The following is a 20,714-nucleotide window of genomic DNA, read 5'->3' as shown; positions in this document are numbered from 1 at the left end:
ATTTACCTTAACACAAAACATTCTTTAATGATCGATTACTCTAAACAGCCAATTACTAGCATACAAACGGAATTTCATCCAATATTTGAATTTTCAATGGCGGAGAGTGAAAATATTGATAAAGTAACAGTACAATCATTTGGCGAGGAATGGTTAAAGTTTAATAGTTTTTCTAAAGCAGACATCAACCAAATCGGTCTAGATTACTTTGACATTTTACCTTCCGATTTTTTCTCTCCCCATAAGAAAGTATTAGACGTAGGGTGTGGAACAGGACGATGGGCTTCTTACATGGCAGATAAAGTTGGGTTTATTGAATGTATTGACCCAAGTGACGCTGTGTTTGCAGCATCACGATTTTTAAATGAATATAAAAATATAAGGATATCCCGGGCGGACGTGGACAACATACCTTTTAATAATGACTCGTTTGATCTCGTGTATTCTTTAGGAGTGTTACATCATATCCCCGACACTTCAGCAGCGATGGTAAAATGTGTAGAAAAAGTTAAAAAAGGCGGATATTTCCTAGTTTATCTCTATTACAGTCTCGATAATCGTGCAGTTGGATATAAACTTCTTTTTAAACTTTCGAACTTGTTCCGAGCGGTAATTTCAAAAATGCCTTCGGGATTAAAGAGGATAATTTGCGACCTGATTGCATTTGGTGTTTATTACCCACTAGCGAAAATCTCGCGGTTAGTTGAAAAAATTGGATTAAAATCAATCTCAAAAAAAATGCCGCTTTCTTATTACGGCGATAAGAGCTTTTGGATAATGAAAAATGATGCGCTGGACAGATTTGGTACGCCATTGGAACAACGGTTCTCAAAGAAACAAATTATCGAGATGATGGAAAAAAGCGGGTTGAAAAATATAGTAGTATCAAATTCGGAACCATACTGGCATGCAATCGGACAAAAAGCCTAAGAAAATAGCTTTCGTTGTCCAACTTCCAAAACATGTATCGCCGGGACAACGATTTAGATTTGAGCAATATGAAAAGCTACTCAGTGACAACAATTTTGAAGTTGTTACATGTTCTTTTTTAGACGAGAAGACTTATCGCATATTGTACAAAAACGGCTTTCTGTTTAAAAAGATCTGGGGGGTTGTGAAGGGCTTTATTTCTCGTGTCGGCTTTTTGCTGACAGCGCACAAGTATGACTTTATTTTTTTGCAAAGGGAGGTAGCTCCTATCGGACCTCCGATATTCGAGTGGTTTTTGGCGAAAATTTTAAAAAAGAAAATCGTGTATGATTTTGATGATGCTATCTGGATAGCTAATACATCAGCTTCAAACCGCCTAGCCCGTTATGTCAAATGCTTTTGGAAAATACGGTACATAAGTAAGTGGTCGTATAAAATATCAGCAGGAAATGAATATCTCGCTAACTGGGCCTCACAGTATAATCGGAATGTTACAATAACTCCAACCTGCGTGGATATTGTTGGCCGGTACAACGAAATAAAAGATCAAAATTCAAAACCCATTACCATAGGCTGGACCGGCTCACATTCTACCCTAAAATACCTTGATTTGGTTGCAGACATATTGAAGGAATTGGAAGAAAAATACCCAATTGTCTTTACCGTTATCTGCGACAAACCGGCATCCCTGCCGCTTCAATCCATGCATTTTATTAAATGGCAGGAAGAATCAGAAATTGATGACCTACTCACATTCAATATCGGCATTATGCCGCTGCAAAATGATGAATGGAGTGAGGGTAAATGCGGATTTAAACTAATACAATATTTATCCTTAGGCATTCCTGCCGCCGCTAGCCCTGTTGGCATAAACAAACAAATTATTGACAACGGTAAGAATGGCTACTTATGCAGTTCAAAAGATGAGTGGAAAGCAGCACTTCAAAAGTTAATTGAGGACGAAATGCTTCGTACTTCGATGGGTAAAGAAGGACGCCAAAAGATAGAAGATAACTATAGTGTGCAGTCCAACTCTAAGAATTTCCTCTCCTTGTTTAGCTAATTATTAATTATAGACAAAAAAACAGAGCATAACTATCTGCAGTTATGCTCTGTTTTTTATTAACACCGGGCAACCTAATACTAAATCAGTCTTCCCAATAAACGCTTTCCCGGTTCTGCATTCTTGTAAAAAATCAACACCATGGCAAGTATGTAAAACGGTAAACATGGAATTTTGTAACGTGATAACGTCCCAAAATTATATGAGCTAACCCCTACTGCAAATGCAAAAATGGTAGAAAAAATCAAACAAAATTGAATATTAGGATCACTTACAATAGTACGCCAGACCCTTAGTGGCCCAACCACAAGCAACACTTTCAAAGTAATAAACAAAAACAGGAGTGCCTCAATCGCTGATAAAAATTGGAGTGCCTTACCAGCCTCCCAGACATAAGGACGGAAAAAAGTCGCATTTACAGCTGGAAAAAATTTGGTTAGCATTCCTTGCAGACTAGGATCGAACGTACCGAGATCGTACACGGAGCCACCGGATTCAACAGAAATCCCTTGAAGGTAAGTTGCCGTAATCTCAGCCGTCTTCCCAATTTTATCGAGCGAATACTTGCCGAGATCTTCCGAAAATTTGTCGGCCATTAGCATAAAACCGCCGGCACAAATACCAATTACCGCTATACGAACAAAAAAACGGACAAATCCGTTAAGGATTTTATGCGAATAAGAAAATAGGATCCATAGCACTACTGCCGGAAGAAACGCAATCTGGATATATATCTTGATATGGGCAACCAGATAAAAGCTCGCGATTGCAATCAGAATATTTTTAAAACTGAAATCGCGGTTAATTAAAAGGCGGAATGCGGCGAATGTCATCCAACCTAAGCCAAACATACACAGAGTATCTTTAAACAATCCGGAGCCCCACATAATACAACTTGGGATAAATAAGACAGCAACTGCAATTGCACGTATATATTTAGGATAAATAGAAACGAATGTGCGAAACAATGCCCAGAAACCTGTAAACGCTAAAGAAGCAAAAATAAGTGCTATAGGAAGGTAAGTACCAAACGTAAGAAGTCGACAAACGGCAGTAATCCCACAAACAGTATATTCTGCGACTGAATTATACCAATAAAGCTGAGAAATATAATTCCAGTAGCCCGGTTCATACCATTCGGGAATACTGAAAAGGAGATTAAACCACTTTGAAGGTCCTTCAGCCATTGAACTATTGATAATGCCCCCCTGCAAATAATAATTCGCAGTATCGCCACCACCATAATAATACTGATAAATCAAACCGATAAATATGGCACCCACAATCTTTGCCGTTAGCGCAGGCATGAAATAAGGCCTCCAGGGATGCCCTTCGGGATATTTATTATTTCTGAAACGATACGCAATCATGTAGATAATAACCACATAAAAAGGCAACAGCAGATAATCAGTTAATGTTATAAATTGCATCGCTTGAAATAATAATTTTTCTACTTAGAACTACCGACAATCTGAAACTGAATGTGTGGCATTACCGGATTTTACGCTTTTAATGACAGTGCAAAAGCACATCTGACAAAAATAAATCAATCTAATCAAAAACTGTTCCAGAGAGGTCCGGACAGTGGAAATGTTTTTGTTTCAGATCAAATAGCACTGGGACATAGAAGATTGTCCATTATTGATACATCGAACGCTGCGACGCAGCCAATGAAGGACAAATCGGGCCGGTATGTGCTCATTTTCAATGGTGAAATATTTAATTATACCCAGCTGGTAGAAAAATATCTGCAAAAGACCTGGGAGCGGATCGGTGGACCGCAAACACATTCTGATACAGAAGTGCTACTTTATTTATTAATTGATTATGGCACCGAATGTCTGGAATGGCTTGACGGATTTTTTGCTTTTTCATTTTATGATACAGAAACCTGCGAAATGATCCTTTCACGCGATCGTTTTGGCAAAAAACCACTGCTTTATTATTCTAGCCCTGATTATTTTGCTTTTTCTTCCGAAATGAAAGCGCTGCTGGAATGGGGCATTCCGAAGGAACTGGACTATACTGTGTTATATCAATATCTGCAGCTCAATTATATTCCGCAACCACAAAGCATGCTACAAGGTGTAGCCAAATTGAAACCGGGCTGGTTTATTAAATTAAACAAAAACGGCTTCGCAGATTATCAGCCTTATTACGAACTCAAAACACACCCTGAAAAATATAGCCAGTATTCCTACGAACAGGCGCAGCAAAAGCTGATCGAACACATGGATACTGCCATTCAGGAACGATTGATTGCAGACGTACCATTGGGTGCATTTTTGAGCGGCGGCATTGACTCATCGGTAATTGTGGCTTTGGCTAGTCGTCACACGAAACAATTAAACACTTTTTCTGTTGGGTATAAAGACAATGCTTTTTTTGACGAGACAAAATACGCGCAACTTGTAGCCAAACAATATAAAACCAATCATACTGTTTTTTCGCTCGGTAATCAGGATTTTTTAGATCATATCCACGATGTGCTGGATTATCTTGATGAACCATTTGCTGATTCTTCAGCCATACCGGTTTATATTTTAAGTAAACATACACGGGAACACGTTACTGTAGCGCTAAGCGGCGATGGCGGCGATGAGGTATTTGCAGGGTACAATAAGCATGGCGCAGAATGGCGTGTGCGACAAAAATCCTGGAAAAATACACTAGTAAATGCCGGCCTCCCATTATGGGAAAAATTACCGCATAGTCGGAATAACAAGCTCACCAATACATTCCGTCAACTGCACCGCTTCGCATCCGGAGCCAATCTTTCTGTAAAGGAACGCTATTGGCGCTGGGCGTCATTTAACGCTCCCGACGAAGTGAATGTACTATTGCATCCAGACGCAAGAAAGCGAGTAGATAAAGCTGTTTTTAACGACGAAAAGGCTTCGTTACTCTCCGGGATTCAAACCGAGGATTACAACGAAGTGCTGCTCACTGATATGAACCTTGTATTGCTGAGCGACATGTTGGTGAAAGTTGACATGATGAGCATGGCGAACAGCCTTGAAGTAAGAAGTCCGTTTCTTGATCATAAACTAGTTGATTTTGCATTTGGCTTGCCATCTGAATATAAAATTGATGGTCGCTTGAAGAAAAAAATCGTGCAGGATGCATTTCGTCCCATGTTACCGGAAGAATTGTACAACAGACCCAAACATGGTTTTGAGATACCGCTGCTGGATTGGTTTAAAACCGATTTATGGAGCCTGATCGACGACGACCTTTTAGGCAAAAAATTTGTAACAGAACAAGGCATCTTTAATGTTGCTGCAACAGAAGGTTTAAAGCGAAAATTGCACAGCAGTAATCCTGAAGATAGCCACGCCACTATATGGGCGCTCATAGTTTTTCAATACTGGTGGAAAAAATACATGGCGGATTAATTTCTGTTCATTGAAATCAACATAATTTTTTGTTGAAATACATCTATCTTTCGCAAAATAAATAGCCTTAATTTCTGGCCTGATTATTGCAGTTCTGAGATAAAGATGTTTATTTAAAAAGGGAGTTTAAAACCACTATTTCAGTGGCTACCAAATACTGACTATGCCTCGCGTACTAAGAATTTTAAACCGTCTCATCATAGGCGGCCCGGCACTCAATGCGACTTATCTCACCAGATATATGTCGCCGGAGTTTGAAACAATGCTGGTAATTGGAGGCAAGGACGACCATGAACAAGATGCAACCCATCTCACACAACGATTAGGAATTGATCCGGTTGTTGTACCCGAAATGAAACGAGCCATCAGATTTCAGGAAGACAGAAGGGCTTACGATAGAATCAAAGCGCTGATAGAGTCATACAAACCTGATATTGTGCATACCCATGCTGCAAAATCAGGAGCTATCGGGCGCCTCGCTGCTATCAAATGCAATGTCCCAGTGGTCGTGCATACCTTCCATGGCCATGTTTTTCACAGTTATTTCAACAAATGGAAAACAAACGCTTTTATTCAAATCGAAAGGTATCTCGCTAAAAAATCTTCCGGAATTATTGCCATCAGTGAATTACAGAAGAAAGAACTGGCGGATACTTACAGGATTTGTCCCGAAAACAAGATCAACATCATTCCGCTTGGACTTGATCTGAATAAGTTTTCTGAGAATCAGGAAGAAAAAAGAAATAGATTCCGCAGCAAATATAAAATTGCGTCGGATGAGCTGGCTATTGGCATTATTGGCCGCATAGTTCCTGTAAAAAATCATAGTCTTTTTGTAGCTGCAGCCAAACAAGTGTTATCGCAGACTAATAAAAAAGTACGTTTTGTAATCATTGGAGATGGTGATATGCGCAGCCATATGGAATCGGAGCTGAGAGCAGCTGATATCGACTATGCGTATTTTCCTGAAGACCCACGCGATGCTATTGCTATTTGTACTTCCTGGCAAACGGAAATGGATGAGGTATTGGCGGGCCTGGACATAGTAGCACTTACTTCCAATAATGAAGGAACTCCTGTTTCCCTGATAGAAGCGCAAGCCGCAAAACGCCCTGTGGTAAGCACGAATGTTGGCGGTGTAGCAGATGTTGTCATCAACCGTGAAACGGGCTTCATTTCTGAGCCTGGCAATGTAAAATCATTTGCGAGCTCACTAGTTGAATTAGTCAATGAAGAAGAAATGCGTCGTCGGTTCGGTATAGCCGGATATCAACACGTTTATGAAAAATATTCTTATCAAAGATTAGTCAATGATATGTCAGGCTACTACAATAGTCTCTTAGAAAATGCAAAACAAAAACGCCGTTCTTAAGAACGGCGTTTTTGTTTATGATATTTTACTATAAACTTCTTTGAAATAATCGACGGTGTCTTTCAATCCATCCATAAATCGCATTGCTGGTTGATACCCGAGCAAATCTTTCACTTTTGAGATATCCGCCAGTGAATTCCGGATATCACCCGCACGGGGATCACGATAAGTGGCCTCATGTTTTTCGCCAAGCATTTCACGGATAGATTCGTAAAGGTAATTTACAGAAAAGTTCTCTCCTACTGCTACGTTATATACATTTCCGAATGCTGCTTCATTTTGGCACAGCATACCCAGGATATTTGCCTGTACAGCGTTTGAAACGTAAGTAAAATCGCGGGTTTGTTCACCATCACCATTGATGTAAACCGGTGTATTGTTCATAATACCACTTACAAACAACGGAATTACCGCCGCGTATGGACCATTAGGATCCTGACGTGGACCAAAAACATTGAAATAGCGATAACCGATCACCTTCATCCCATATAGTTCCGCAAAAACGCCGGCGTACAGCTCATTCGTTTTCTTCGTCACAGCATATGGCGACAATGGATTCCCCACTTTCGATTCTACCTTCGGTAAATTTGGCTCATCACCATAAACCGACGAAGAGGAAGCGTAAACAAACGCCTTTACGTCTGCATCTTTCGCGGCCGTCAACATATTAAGAAACCCGCTTACATTCACCTCGTTGCTTGTAACAGGATCTTTTACAGATCTTGGTACAGACCCCAATGCAGCCTGATGACTTACAAAATCGATTCCTTCAACGGCCTTTTTACAGGTTTCGAAATCTCGTATATCACCGTTGATAAACTCATATGCAGGATGACCCCGGAACAAATCAATATTTGATTGTAATCCAGTGGCAAGGTTATCCAGTACACGGACCTTTTTCGCACCATTTTCCAAAAGAAATGCTACGATATGAGACCCTATAAACCCGGCGCCGCCTGTAATCAAAAAGCTCGACCGGACAATTTTTTCAGTATCGATGAAGGACATCTATAAACTCCAGTATTTTAAATCTTTTATTTTATTTCTGAAAATACCTTTGACATCTACCAACAATCCTTCCGGTTTGGTGATGGACTTAAAGTAATTCTCATCCAATTGGCAATATGGTTCATGGTTAACAGCTACAATCACCGCATCATAATCAGTTTCTACCTGTGGATGCAAACCAAAACCGTATTCATGCATCAGTTCGTCGTGGTCTGCATGAGCATCCACAACATGCACATCTACATTGTAACCTTGTAATTCTTTTACTACATCAGCTACTTTCGAATTACGGATATCCGATACATTCTCCTTAAAGGTACAACCCATTACCAATACTTTCGAGGCTGCAATATTCAGACCGGATTTGATAATAGTTTGTACTGTTTTTTTTGCGACATAAGCTGCCATCTCATCATTGATTACACGGCCTGCGAGAATCACGCGCGAGTTATAACCCAGCTGATGAGATTTGTAGGTGAGATAGTACGGATCAACACCGATACAGTGACCACCAACCAGTCCAGGGAAAAACTTCAGGAAGTTCCATTTCGTACCGGCGGCTTCCAGCACTTCAAACGTGTTAATGTCCATCATATCAAAAATGATAGAAAGCTCATTCATTAGCGCGATGTTGAGATCACGCTGTGTGTTCTCAATGATTTTCGCGGCCTCAGCTACTTTAACCGAAGATGCACGGTGCACACCAGCTTTTACCACCAGTTCATAAACCTTAGCAACGAGATCAAGTGTTTCAGCATCAGAACCAGAAACAACCTTCACAACATTTTCCAGGGTATGTACTTTGTCACCCGGATTAATCCTTTCCGGAGAATATCCATAAGTAAAGTCCACACCCGCTTTCAGACCAGAAAGCTTTTCTATTACAGGTAGACAATCCTCTTCCGTGCAACCGGGATACACTGTTGATTCAAACACCACACAGTCCCCCTTCTTGATCACTTTACCGATCGTTTCAGATGCTTTAATTACTGGTGTAAGATCTGGCACATTATGCTCATCTACAGGAGTCGGTACTGCTACAATATAAAAACGAGCTTCTTTTAGCACTTCCAGATCATTAGTAAAACAGATCGTAGTGTTATCGAAAGCTTCTTTTGTCAATTCATTGCTCGGATCGATCTGCTGACGCATCAAATCAATGCGTTTTGCATTAATGTCAAATCCAATAACATGTATCTTTTTAGCAAACGCCAGTGCTATTGGCAATCCTACATAACCAAGACCAATAACCGCCAGTTTTTCTTCCTTGTTTAAAAGTTTTTGATACATAAAATAATGCGATGGTGATTAATAAATTTCTTTTCGCTAAAAAAGGAAGTGTATAAACGCGGTGCAAAATAGAACAATCTCTACTAATTCAAAAAAAGCGCACATAAGTTAAGAGAATAATTTTTTATTAATCTCCAAATGTCCCTTACATGGCCTTTTTTGGAAGTTGTTAAAACTTATACAAAACAGAAAAGGAACGCTTATCGCGTTCCTTAAAATAATTTCAAAACAGCATAAATTATGCTTGTTTAGCTGCAGCTTTCTTAGCTATTCTTGCACTACGGCGGGCAATGCGAACTTTACCAAAAGAACCCATTGAAATCTTACCGCGCTTAGTGCGTTTGTCACCTCTACCCATTGTTAAATAAATTTAGAACTGCAAAAATAAAAAAACAGGAGAAAAATACTCCTGTTTTTTTATTAAAGTCTCAATCTTCTTATTTTTTACTGCTTGCGATCTTCGTTGAAAATTCTTTACCTGCCTTGAATTTCGGCACTTTACGTGCTTTAATCTTGATCACTTCCCCGGTTTGCGGGTTGCGGCCATTGCGGGCAGAGCGCTCCGATACCGAAAACGTACCAAAGCCGACCAATGTAACGCGATCTCCCTTTTTCAGAGATGTGCTCACTGTGTTGGTGAATGAATCTAATGCCTCATTAGCTTGCGTTTTGGTAATGCCGGCGTCACTAGCAATTTTATCAATCAATTCTGCTTTGTTCATAGCGTGTGAACGTTTTTAGTTGGTTGTGAAGAATTAAAATTAAGTGTGATAAGCAAATATACTCAGCTTTACCACACTACCAAATATTAAATAAATTACCCCTGCTCCCCAAACCCTTTACTGTGGCTGCTTCCGGAAATTTACTCATTCTATTTCACCTTCAAAAAACGAAAAACCCATCTTCAAACCCTTGCCAGGAACGCATCTCCAAAAAACATAAAACACTGGAACACAAACAATTTACGCACAAATGCTGACCCAGAGCCATTATCCCGATTTGATCAATCGCTGATTTCCGATTTATTCAAACCCTACTCTTCAATCTCCATCACTGTACGGAACGCAATAAATTTGTTCCCAAATTTTTGAAAACTCATTTGACGCATAGCATCTGCATGGTCGGAAATGTATTTATTATACTCATTGATGCTATTACAATGGTACTGCGCAGCATAAGTCACCCCCTCTGTTTCATCTTGCTCCAACAAACGACAGAGGCGACTTTCAGTAAAAAGCCCTGTGGCCATCAGCGCAGGCATGTGTTCATTTTTCATCCAGGCAGTCCATTCATTGACGATATCCTGCGCTACTTTTATTGTTACGTTGTATATTATCATAATTCTAAATTTATATATTTAAACCTCCTCTAACTCCTCCAAAGAAGAAGGATTCCCAACGCAAACACTAAGCCATTTTTTATTATCAATTGAAAACACATTTCAAACATTCACCACATTAAAAATTACCATTTCTTTTCAATCGTATCCATAATCGCGAGATAACTTGCATAGCGATCCACAGTGATTGTTCCGTCAGAGACGGCAGCCTTTACTGCACATCCCGGCTCATTAATATGCAGGCAATTATTAAACCGGCAATCATTCATCACAGCACGCATTTCAGGGAAATAATGGGCTAATTCTTCTTTTTTGAAATCAATTAGACCAAATTCCTTCACACCCGGCGTATCGATAATTTTTCCGCCTTCCGGCAAATCAAACATTTCTGCGAACGTAGTTGTGTGCTGCCCTTTCCCACTCCAGTCCGAAACATTGGCTGTCCGCAATTCAATGCCAGGAATAAGTTGATTGATAAGTGTGCTTTTACCTACACCCGAATGCCCGCTGAATAAAGTAGTTTTTCCTTTTAGTTTTTCGGAAAGCTGTGCCAGCGAATCCGGCTCCAATGCTACTACTGGCAATACTTCGTAGCCAGCATCACCATATGTTTTCTGCCATTCACGCAATTGTTCTTTATGTTTTTCTTTCAGCAGATCTGCTTTATTGATGACTACAATTGCAGGAATATGATACGCCTCAGCTGTGATCAAAAAGCGATCTATAAACCCCGAAGAAGTGCGTGGTTCTGCAATCGTAGCGATAAGCAGCGCCAGATCCAGATTAGCGGCAACAATATGTTTTTGATTTCTATTGTGCGGCGAAACGCGCACGATGTAATTGTGCCTGTCGGCAATTTTACTGATGATACCTGTTTTGGTAGCTTCATCTTCTGCATCAAAAATCACAGTATCACCTACGGCAATTGGATTCGTGGAAGAAATATCATCATCAATTTTGAGCTTTCCTTTTATTCTTGCATTCCAAAAAACGCCCTGCTGGTCGCGAACTACGTACCAGCTCCCTGTCGATTTATAAACTAAGCCCTGCAATACTGCGATTTAAAAGTTTTGTAAAAGTATTGTCCGTTATTCATAGCGTAATGCATTAATAGGATCTAATCTCGACGCTTTGATGGCCGGATAAATACCTGAAATAATGCCAACTGCCGCACAAATGCTCACCGTTACCATAATCCACAACCATGGAACGACAAAGTTTGCATGCATCAGAATGGCCATAAGATTTCCTGTAAGAATACCCATTAAAATACCAGCGATACCGCCTATCAAGCTGATCAAAATAGATTCTGTAAGAAACTGCGATTTGATAATAGATGATTTCGCCCCCAAAGCCTTGCTCACACCGATTTCTCGCGTACGTTCGGCAACCGATACCAACATTATATTCATCAGCCCTATTACAGAGCCGAGCACCGTCACTGCACCAATTACTATGGCCGCCCAGGCTATGTATTTGATTACGTCCATCAAAGTATCGATCAGCGTATTGTTATCATTAATGCTAAAGTCATTATCCTTTCCCAGCGGCACTTTACGAATTACACGAAACAAACCTTCTGCCTCTTCAGTCGCCAGTGTTTTCTGTTTTACGTCCTTCACAAGCACGCTAATCAAATACGTGTTATCGCCACCATATACCGCGCGTACATTGCTCAGCGGCACCAGCACTGTGTTATCAGCATCCATAATCATACTACCGCCCTTCGATTCCATTATACCAATCACACGATATTTTACATCGCCCACTGAGATCATTTCACCGACACCTTTTTTCCAGTTATTCTTGAAAATTTTTTTTGCAGTGCCATTGCCGAGAATACATACATAACTACCAGACTCTAATTCGTAGGCAGAAAAATTACGCCCCACATCCAACTTCGTATCCGCGATTGCCAGATATTCAGATTCGCCGCCAATCACCCGTACATTCGGGTTTGTTTTTTCTGAACCGAATTTTACAGTCGCAATAGATGTACCTGTCATGGAAACGCCTACTGATGCGGGAAAATGAAAACGATCTTTGAATGCTTTGGCTTCATCATATTTGATCGCTTTGCCGTCATTGATATTGATGCTTACACCGCCTTTTTTGCGACTTTTCTTAATAATATCACTCGTTACCTGAAATGAATTGGCGCCCATACTGCTGAAGTTGGAATACACCGCACCTTTCATCACTTCGATTGCTGTAAGAATGCCCACCAAGGCCCAAATTCCCATTGCGATAATCACAATGGTCAGCACCGATCTCAGCTTATTAGTCCGGATCGCGCGCCAGGCAAGGGTAAGATTAAACAACATTTGCATCATACGATAGTAGCAGGCTAGTTTTAGAGGCTGAATTTAGCGCAAAAAGCTTAAAGCCTAAAGCCTAACGCTTAAAGCCGTCCGTAATAAACAGTAAACCTAACGAAACGCTATAAGTTTTAAACCTTAAGTCTCCGTTTTTGGGCAAAAAAAAACCGCTGTAGCAACAGCGGTTTTCCATATAATTTTTAGAAAAATTATCCTTGCAATGCAGCTGCACCACTCACGATCTCTGTAAGCTCGGTTGTAATCGCAGCCTGACGAGCGCGGTTGTAGCTGATTTTCAGTGAACGCAGCATTTCGTTTGCATTCTCAGAAGCTTTATCCATCGCAGTCATACGTGCACCGTGTTCAGAAGCATTCGCATCCAATACAGCTTTATACACCTGTGTATTCAGGATTTTTGGCATCAACTCCTGAATCAACAGTTCTTTAGATGGTTCGTAGATAAAGTCTGAACTTTTAGTAGTTTCTGCGTTTTCTACTTTAGGAATCGGCAGGTACGGTTCTGAAACGAAAATCTGTGTAGCTGCGTTTTTAAACTGGCTGTACACGATTTCTACTCTGTCAAATTCTTTATTGAGAAACGCTTTTTGTGCGTAGATCGCAGCATCGCGAACATTTTCAAAAGTCAGATCTGAAAAAATGTTCCAATAGTTATCGATCACTTTATAGCCATGACGCAAAAAGTATTCAAAACCTTTTTTACCGATTGGCAATACGCTCACATTACCTTTTGCATGTTGTGCTGCAAATTTTTCAGTGATTGCCAGGCGTGTCATTTTAATTACGTTGGCATTATATGCACCGCACAGACCACGATCGCTGGTAATTGGAATAAGAAGTACACGCTCAACCGCACGCTCTTCAGCCAGCGGAAGATCCATATCGGCAGAGGTGCTGCTCACGATATTGCTGAGCATTTCCTGCAGCTTCTGCGTATAAGGACGCATTTGCAAAATAGCATCCTGCGCACGGCGCAATTTAGCAGCACTCACCATTTTCATGGCTTTTGTAATCTGCTGTGTGGATGTTACTGATTTTATACGATTACGAACTTCTTTAAGCTGTCCCGACATATTTTTTTATGATATCAATGGTAAACCGGCCGCAAAAGTACAACAATCGGGCAAGATTTAAAAGTGAAAACCAAAATCGAACGCTTAAAAACCGGAGTTTTCATTAAGATCAGTCAGTTAACAGCGGCGGAAACGCTATATGAAATCAAAAAATATTTCTCCCAATTCTACATGGCAGCGCCATTTTTCCAATTTTCACAATATGATATTTTTGACATCACATTAAAACACAGAACTTTGGGTTAAGAATTAACCACGATCATGCTGCACAAAACCAAAATCATTGCCACGGTTGGCCCTGCCTGCAATACATATGAGAAATTACTGGCACTAGTGCATGAGGGCGTTAATGTTTTCCGGCTCAATTTTTCGCACGGAACCCACGATGAGCACCATACTGTTATTGAATACATACACCGGATAAATGCCGACTTCCCTTTTAATATAGCCATACTGGCAGATCTACAGGGACCAAAACTCCGCGTGGGCGAAATAAAAGATAATCGGCTGGAATTGAAAAACGGAGATGAATTTTACTTCACCAATGAAAAATGTATCGGCACAAAGGAACAGGTTTATATATCCTATCCCGATTTTTATAAAGATGTCCGCATCGGTGAAAAGATTCTGATTGATGATGGAAAAATAGAAGTGATAGTCCTGGAAATTACAGCGGATAATCGCGTGAAGGTAAAAGTGACCAGCGAAGGCATTCTGTCTTCAAAAAAAGGAGTCAATCTGCCGGACACAAAAATATCGCTGCCTTCTTTGACAGAAAAAGACCTGTTGGACCTTGATTTTATTCTGACGCAAGGCATCGACTGGATTGCACTTTCATTTGTGCGCCGCCCGGATGATGTATTGGATCTTCGTCAGAAACTGAAAGAAAAGAGCAGCAATGCCAAAATCATTGCTAAAATTGAAAAGCCGGAAGCATTGGAACATCTGCGCGATATTATTCTGGCATCAGACGCCGTCATGGTTGCCCGTGGCGATCTGGGCGTAGAATTACCGCTGCAGCAAATTCCAATGATTCAGAAAAATATTGTAAGCAAATGTATTCACCGTGCCAAACCGGTAATCATTGCTACACAGATGATGGAAAGCATGCTGGACCGTACACGTCCGAACCGTAGTGAAATCACCGACGTAGCTAATGCTGTTCTGGAAGGTGCAGATGCTTTAATGCTGAGTGCAGAAACGGCTACGGGCATGTATCCTGAGTTAGTAATCCGCACGATGGTAAGCATTATTAACGAAGTGGAAAAAGAAGAAATCGTGTACAACAAAAACCTTGTACCGCAGCCTCATTCACCATCTTTTCTCAGTGATGCACTTTGTTATAACGCTTGCGAAATTGCCCACGGCATTGAAGCCAATGCTTTAATTGGCATGACGCAATCCGGATACACTGGTTTTATGCTTTCCAGCTACCGTCCACGATCTCCGCTATTTGTATTTACCAAAACACAGACGCTGGTCAATCAGTTAAGTCTGAGCTGGGGTGTGCAGGCCTTCTTTTACGATAATGAAGAGAGCGCCGATAAAATCATTGCAGACCAGATCAATATTCTGAAAGAAAAAGGATTGATACAACAAGGAGATGTTGTGGTGAACACCGGAAGTATGCCGGTTTTACAACACTTACCAACGAATATGCTGAAGATTACGAAGGTGGAATAAAAAATTGCCGATGGCGGATATCTGATTTCTACTGCCGAGAATTATCATAGTGCTCTCGTGCCAACATACAAGAAGAGGTTGTCGTTTGACAACCTCTTCTGTTTTATACAGAGCTTAAATCAGCGATCTAAAAATCAGACATCAGCGATTAAGAGCTACTCTAAAATCAAATTATCAATCAGACGAACATTACCCACTTTGGCTGCGATCAATGCAACCATGGAGTCGTTGCCGTCGTAATTATCCAATATTTTTAAATCCCCGGCATCTGCCAGCGCAACATATTCCGGCTCAATACCTTTTGCCTTAAGCAGATCCGTGCACTCTTTTTGTACCAAAGCAAAACTATCAGTACTTTTCTTAGACTGGATCGACACAAGACATTGATAGAGAATACCTGAAAGTACTCGTTGCGGTTCAGAAAGGCGACGATTGCGGGAACTCATAGCTAAGCCGTCTGCTTCTCTTCTAGTCGGACAAATAACCAACTCAATAGTATCAGCTTTACCCATCTGACGAAGCAGATCTCTGACAATCATACATTGCTGATAGTCTTTCTGCCCCATAAACAGCTTATTTGGCTGCACAATATTCAACAATCGGGAAACAATTTGTCCTACACCTTTAAAATGACCCGGGCGCATTGCGCCTTCCAGTACCGTTTCCAGATATCCGAAATCATATATGCTACCTTTTTCAAGGCCATCGGGATACATTTCTGCGACCTCAGGCAAGAAAAGGACATCGCATCCGGAATCCATTAATAAAGCAATATCAGCGTCGGTCGTAACCGGATATTTTTCAAAATCAGCCTTGTCGTTAAATTGAGTTGGGTTGACAAAAATACTGCAAACGACGATTTCAGCATTTGCTTTCGCCTTTTCTATAAGCGAGCGATGACCGTTATGGAGGGCGCCCATCGTTGGCACAAAGCCTACTATCTTGCCGTTCTGCAGTTGCAGAAACTCCTGCAAATCCTTGATTTTTTTGAATATTGTCATATCATCAGAGGCTATATCACGCAAAATAACGCGGGGAATTTAATATTTCCGTAATTTTGCAGACCTATTTTTTTGGAATTTAATCATTCCGCTTTTTAAAATATAAAACAACCACATGTCTGCAGACACCAAAAAACGTGTTTTAATTGTAGCTAACGAATTATCTCCTTATCTTGAATTTACAGATTTCGCACAGATTCTGAACAAGCTCGCTATTAAAACTTTTGACGCCGGTTTGGAAGTCCGTGTAATCATGCCTCGATTCGGGATCATTAATGAGCGCCGGCATCGCCTGCACGAAGTGGTACGCCTTTCAGGCATCAATGTTATTATCGACAAAGATGATTACCCACTGATCATCAAAGTAGCCTCTTTGCCAAATGCGCGACTGCAGGTGTACTTCATGGATAATGACGATTATTTCAAGCGCAAATCTGTATTTCGCGACGATCAGGACAACTTTTTTGAAGATAATGCCGAGCGCATGATTTTCTTCTGCAAAAGTGCATTGGAAACGGTGAAGAAATTTGGCTGGCCACCGCACGTGATCCATTGTCACGGCTGGATGACCTCCCTGATTCCGCTGTACCTGAAAACTGCCTACAAGAAAGAGCCAGTTTTCAGCTACTCTAAAACAATATTTACTGCGCAACAACCACAGTTCTCCGAAATACTGAACGATCAGTTCACCAGAAAAGCCATGATCAGTAATGAGATCAAGGAAAAAGACCTGGAAGTATTTAAAGAAGGTACTAACATGGCGCTGACGCTGGGTGCTTCCAAATATGCCGATGTGGTAGTATTTGGCGAAGACAACCTGGATCCGCAGATCGTAGAGGAAGTGAAACCAAGCCGTTATAAGAAAGTTCTGAAATATGAGGATAGCTGGAAAGAGGATATAACGCCACTGCTCGACCTTTATAAAAGCTTAACAGAGTCTTAGAATTTCTTTTATCACTTTCGCTGAAAATTAATACATCTTGAAGAATCGTATCTGGAGAACGGCAGCCGGCGCATTCGCCGCAATTGTTGCTTTGTCTGCTACCAGTTGTAAGGAAAATACTATTATCAACTCCAATCTTGCACCGGCAGTTGATAATATCAAAACGTTTGCCCTCGATCCCAATGATATCTCATGCCTGTCCAAAACAGTTTATGATGACTCTATCGTCACCAGTCTCAATACATCTCCTGTAATTGCAGGTCTGGGCACGGTAAATGCGGATCCTTTCTTCGGTGTGACCAATGCAGGTATTTACTTTAACGTAATTCCGCCTACGTCTTCTTATACATTCCCGGTTTCACGATCTTCAATCGATTCGGTAGTGCTGGTTTTGCCTTATAATTTTACATGGGGCGACACGAACAACACAAACCGTCCGCAGAAGTTTTCAGTGTACCGTATGACCGATACTTTCTCTTCTACGGGCTATTATTATAGCTTCAGCCGTTTTGGCGTAGACAGAAGCCATTTACTCGGTACCGTTACAACGAATATCAATGATCTTAAGAATTACGTGCAGTTGAAAGACTCATCCGTAACGCCGCACATGCGCATTAAGATCACCGACAATGATTTTATTCAGAAACTGATGGACAGCTCGTCTCAGTATGCTGACTATCCTACGTTCCTCAGTTGGTTTAAAGGTTTATATGTAGAACCAGATACTACAAGCAGCGCCACAGGTACTTCACTCGCTTATTTTGAACTGGACGGCGACAGCTACTACAACACAGCAGGCCTCCTGTTTTATATGCAAGACAGCGTTGTATCTCAATTTGGATACAACACGACCAACTGTGCGCACTCTACCTGGGTAAAACGTAACTACACCGGCTATCCGGTGGCTCCGTACTATTCGCCGTCACGCACCGATGATTCCATCATCATGATTCAGAATGAACCTGGCGCCGCAGCAGATATCCGGATCACAAATATCCGCCATATAGACAGTGTGATTGGAAAATCTCTGATCAACAAAGCGCAGATCCTGATTACTAAAGTAGATGTTGGTTCCTCGTCGATATACACAGAACCTTCACGTATTCGTGTAACGGGAATTGATGATTATGGTACCTATTACTTTATCGCGGACAACTACGTCGGCAGCAGTACATCTTCCACTTTTATTGATGGTGTTGCTCAGTCCGTAACGGTCGGTGCGTTTACAGTAACACAGTACTCTATTAATTTCCCGCGTGAACTTCAAAAAGCTTTAATACAAGGAAGAACTAACTTACATTTACTCCTAAATGGCACGCAGACGTATCCCGGGGCATACCGGTTAATTGCCGGAGGAAAGAGCAACAGCAACGCTACATACAAACTGCAGATCAATGTAATTTATTCCAAAATCGACTAAAAAATTTATCCGTATGTGCGGCATCGTTGCTTACATAGGAAAGAAAGAGGCTTTTCCTATCCTGATAAAAGGACTTAAAAGACTTGAATACCGGGGCTATGACAGCGCCGGTATTGCCTTGTTAAATGGCCAATTGCACGTGTACAAAAAAGCAGGGAAAGTAAGTGACCTTGAAGAGTACACGAAAGACAAGTCTATTGGCGCTACGATTGGTATGGGACATACCCGCTGGGCTACCCACGGTGTTCCGAACGATTGTAATGCGCACCCACACCTTTCTCACTCCGAAAGCATTGCTATTATTCACAATGGCATCATTGAGAACTATGCATCGCTGAAAGAAGAGCTGCAAAAACGCGGCTATGTGTTCCATTCAGACACAGATACCGAAGTATTGGCGAATCTCATCGAAGAGGTGAAAAAGCAGGAAAAATGCGCGCTGGAAGATGCAGTACGTATTGCCTTGAATGAGGTAGTCGGTGCATACGCGATCGTTGTAATGGAGAAAAACGATCCGGATACATTGATTGCTGCCCGCAAGGGAAGCCCAATGGTTTTAGGTATCGGCGAAGAAGAATTTTTCATCGCGTCAGATGCTTCACCAATCATTGAGTACACCAAAAATGTAATCTATCTTGACGATAAGGAATATGCCGTTATCAAAAGAGACGGGCATTATACCATCAAGACGCTGGGTAATATTGAAAAATCACACGCAATTCAGAAGCTCGAAATGAGCCTCGAAGCCATTGAAAAAGGTGGTTTCGAACATTTCATGCTGAAAGAAATTTACGAACAACCTAAAGTGATCGAAGATTCATTCCGCGGCCGCATGAGTGCTACCGATGGCTGGATCAAGCTAGGTGGCGTCAGTGAATTTTCTACCAAAATCGACAAAGCAGAAAGATTTATCATTACTGCCTGTGGAACTTCTTACCACTCTGGTCTGCTCGCAGAATATTTAATTGAAGAATTGGCACGCGTACCGGTAGAAGTAGAATATGCTTCTGAATTCCGTTACCGCAACCCAATCATCAATGAGACAGATGTGGTAATTGCGATTTCTCAATCTGGTGAAACAGCGGACACACTGGCTGCGATTGAAATGGCGAAAGAACGCCAGGCGCTGATCTACGGCATTTGTAACGTAATCGGTTCGTCTATCGCGCGCGTATCTCATGCAGGCTCTTATACACACGCAGGTCCTGAGATTGGCGTAGCTTCTACTAAAGCTTTCTCTACACAGGTTTCCATCCTTACGTTGCTTGCACTGCAAATTGCGCAGTCAAAAGGAACGATCTCTACTTCAAAACTTCGTCAGATTCTGTACGAACTGGAACATATTCCTGAAAAAATTGAAGAGACCTTGCAACTGGATGGTCAGATTCGCGAACTGGCTGCTATTTATAAAGACGCAACCAACTTCCTGTATCTCGGTCGCGGTGTAAACTTCCCGGTTGCCCTGGAAGGTGCATTGAAACTGAAAGAAATTTCTTATATCCACGCAGAAGGTTATCCTGCTGCAGAAATGAAGCACGGCCCGATTGCGCTGATTGATGAAGAAATGCCAGTAGTTTTCTTGGCAACCAACCAGAGTGCGTACGAAAAAATCGTATCCAACATTCAGGAAGTAAAAGCCCGTAAAGGAAAGATCATTGCCATCGTAAACAAAGGAGATACCCAAATCCGCAACCTGGCCGATCACGTGATTGAAGTGCCGGAAACGGAAGAAGTACTTTCTCCGTTGGTAACGGTAGTTCCGCTGCAATTGCTCGCTTACCATATTGCCATCCTCCGTGGCTGTAATGTGGACCAACCGCGCAACCTGGCGAAGTCAGTTACGGTAGAATAAAAAACATTT

General features: G+C 41.3%; 18 protein-coding genes. 8 read left to right on the top strand and 10 right to left on the bottom strand.

Going from position 1 to position 20,714, the window contains the following annotated elements:
- Nucleotides 1-27 precede the first annotated feature (27 nt).
- Both DN068_RS15470 and DN068_RS15465 read left to right on the top strand, forming a co-directional pair.
- Nucleotides 28-930 carry a class I SAM-dependent methyltransferase gene (locus DN068_RS15470; protein ID WP_110999844.1) on the top strand — a complete coding sequence of 301 codons (903 nt, stop codon included), beginning with the start codon at nucleotides 28-30 and terminating at the stop codon, nucleotides 928-930.
- Nucleotides 908-1,993 carry a glycosyltransferase family 4 protein gene (locus tag DN068_RS15465; protein ID WP_110999843.1) on the top strand — a complete coding sequence of 362 codons (1,086 nt, stop codon included), beginning with the start codon at nucleotides 908-910 and terminating at the stop codon, nucleotides 1,991-1,993. Before DN068_RS15470 ends, DN068_RS15465 begins: the two co-directional genes overlap by 23 nt.
- Nucleotides 1,994-2,073: 80 nt before the next feature.
- Here the strand turns inward: DN068_RS15465 and DN068_RS15460 are convergent, their stop codons facing one another.
- Nucleotides 2,074-3,423 carry a hypothetical protein gene (locus DN068_RS15460; RefSeq protein WP_110999842.1) on the bottom strand — a complete coding sequence of 450 codons (1,350 nt, stop codon included), beginning with the start codon at nucleotides 3,421-3,423 and terminating at the stop codon, nucleotides 2,074-2,076.
- A gap of 51 nt (nucleotides 3,424-3,474) precedes the next feature.
- On the opposite strand from DN068_RS15460, the gene asnB reads away from it, so the two are divergent.
- A complete protein-coding gene (asnB, locus tag DN068_RS15455) occupies nucleotides 3,475-5,388 on the top strand; it encodes an asparagine synthase (glutamine-hydrolyzing) (RefSeq protein ID WP_110999841.1) in 1,914 nt (637 codons plus the stop codon).
- 163 nt (nucleotides 5,389-5,551) lie between these two features.
- On the top strand, nucleotides 5,552-6,760 hold the full coding sequence (locus tag DN068_RS15450; RefSeq protein ID WP_110999840.1) for a glycosyltransferase: 1,209 nt from the start codon (nucleotides 5,552-5,554) through the stop codon (nucleotides 6,758-6,760).
- A gap of 15 nt (nucleotides 6,761-6,775) precedes the next feature.
- On the opposite strand, the gene DN068_RS15445 is transcribed toward DN068_RS15450, so the two are convergent.
- From DN068_RS15445 to atpG, 8 genes are all read right to left on the bottom strand, one after another.
- A complete protein-coding gene (locus DN068_RS15445) occupies nucleotides 6,776-7,768 on the bottom strand; it encodes an SDR family oxidoreductase (RefSeq protein ID WP_110999839.1) in 993 nt (330 codons plus the stop codon).
- Nucleotides 7,769-9,058 carry a nucleotide sugar dehydrogenase gene (locus DN068_RS15440; RefSeq protein WP_110999838.1) on the bottom strand — a complete coding sequence of 430 codons (1,290 nt, stop codon included), beginning with the start codon at nucleotides 9,056-9,058 and terminating at the stop codon, nucleotides 7,769-7,771.
- 238 nt (nucleotides 9,059-9,296) lie between these two features.
- Complete coding sequence (locus tag DN068_RS15435; RefSeq protein ID WP_110999837.1) at nucleotides 9,297-9,416, bottom strand: 30S ribosomal protein THX; 120 nt, start codon at nucleotides 9,414-9,416, stop codon at nucleotides 9,297-9,299.
- A 79-nt stretch (nucleotides 9,417-9,495) separates the two neighbouring features.
- Nucleotides 9,496-9,780, bottom strand: a complete 285-nt coding sequence (locus tag DN068_RS15430) for an HU family DNA-binding protein (RefSeq protein WP_110999836.1) — start codon at nucleotides 9,778-9,780, stop codon at nucleotides 9,496-9,498.
- 311 nt (nucleotides 9,781-10,091) lie between these two features.
- A complete protein-coding gene (locus DN068_RS15425; protein ID WP_110999835.1) occupies nucleotides 10,092-10,397 on the bottom strand; it encodes a DUF4286 family protein in 306 nt (101 codons plus the stop codon).
- A gap of 125 nt (nucleotides 10,398-10,522) precedes the next feature.
- Nucleotides 10,523-11,449, bottom strand: coding sequence for a ribosome small subunit-dependent GTPase A (rsgA, locus tag DN068_RS15420; RefSeq protein WP_110999834.1), 927 nt, complete (start codon nucleotides 11,447-11,449; stop codon nucleotides 10,523-10,525).
- Between the two features lie 36 nt (nucleotides 11,450-11,485).
- Nucleotides 11,486-12,730, bottom strand: a complete 1,245-nt coding sequence (locus tag DN068_RS15415; RefSeq protein ID WP_243630271.1) for an ABC transporter permease — start codon at nucleotides 12,728-12,730, stop codon at nucleotides 11,486-11,488.
- A gap of 194 nt (nucleotides 12,731-12,924) precedes the next feature.
- Nucleotides 12,925-13,806, bottom strand: a complete 882-nt coding sequence (atpG, locus tag DN068_RS15410; protein ID WP_110999832.1) for an ATP synthase F1 subunit gamma — start codon at nucleotides 13,804-13,806, stop codon at nucleotides 12,925-12,927.
- A gap of 261 nt (nucleotides 13,807-14,067) precedes the next feature.
- On the opposite strand from atpG, the gene pyk reads away from it, so the two are divergent.
- Nucleotides 14,068-15,489: a pyruvate kinase gene (gene pyk / locus DN068_RS15400; protein WP_110999830.1), complete on the top strand. Its 1,422-nt coding sequence runs from the start codon at nucleotides 14,068-14,070 to the stop codon at nucleotides 15,487-15,489.
- A 155-nt stretch (nucleotides 15,490-15,644) separates the two neighbouring features.
- On the opposite strand, the gene panC is transcribed toward pyk, so the two are convergent.
- Nucleotides 15,645-16,514 (bottom strand): pantoate--beta-alanine ligase, encoded by an 870-nt coding sequence (panC, locus tag DN068_RS15395; RefSeq protein WP_243630270.1) that lies wholly within the window; start codon nucleotides 16,512-16,514, stop codon nucleotides 15,645-15,647.
- A gap of 91 nt (nucleotides 16,515-16,605) precedes the next feature.
- Here panC and DN068_RS15390 point away from each other — a divergent pair, with 91 nt between their 5' ends.
- The 3 genes from DN068_RS15390 to glmS are packed head-to-tail and all read left to right on the top strand — an operon-like array spanning nucleotide 16,606 to nucleotide 20,705.
- Entirely contained in the window at nucleotides 16,606-17,433 is an 828-nt protein-coding gene (locus DN068_RS15390; protein WP_110999828.1) for a glycogen/starch synthase, read from the top strand.
- Between the two features lie 37 nt (nucleotides 17,434-17,470).
- On the top strand, nucleotides 17,471-18,853 hold the full coding sequence (locus tag DN068_RS15385) for a hypothetical protein (RefSeq protein ID WP_110999827.1): 1,383 nt from the start codon (nucleotides 17,471-17,473) through the stop codon (nucleotides 18,851-18,853).
- Between the two features lie 13 nt (nucleotides 18,854-18,866).
- Nucleotides 18,867-20,705: a glutamine--fructose-6-phosphate transaminase (isomerizing) gene (gene glmS / locus DN068_RS15380; RefSeq protein ID WP_110999826.1), complete on the top strand. Its 1,839-nt coding sequence runs from the start codon at nucleotides 18,867-18,869 to the stop codon at nucleotides 20,703-20,705.
- Nucleotides 20,706-20,714 lie beyond the last annotated feature (9 nt).

Source organism: Taibaiella soli (genome assembly GCF_003236175.1).
GTDB lineage: Bacteria > Bacteroidota > Bacteroidia > Chitinophagales > Chitinophagaceae > QKTW01.
Note: the sequence above shows the minus strand (reverse complement) of the source record. Positions and strands in the feature narration are given on the sequence as shown.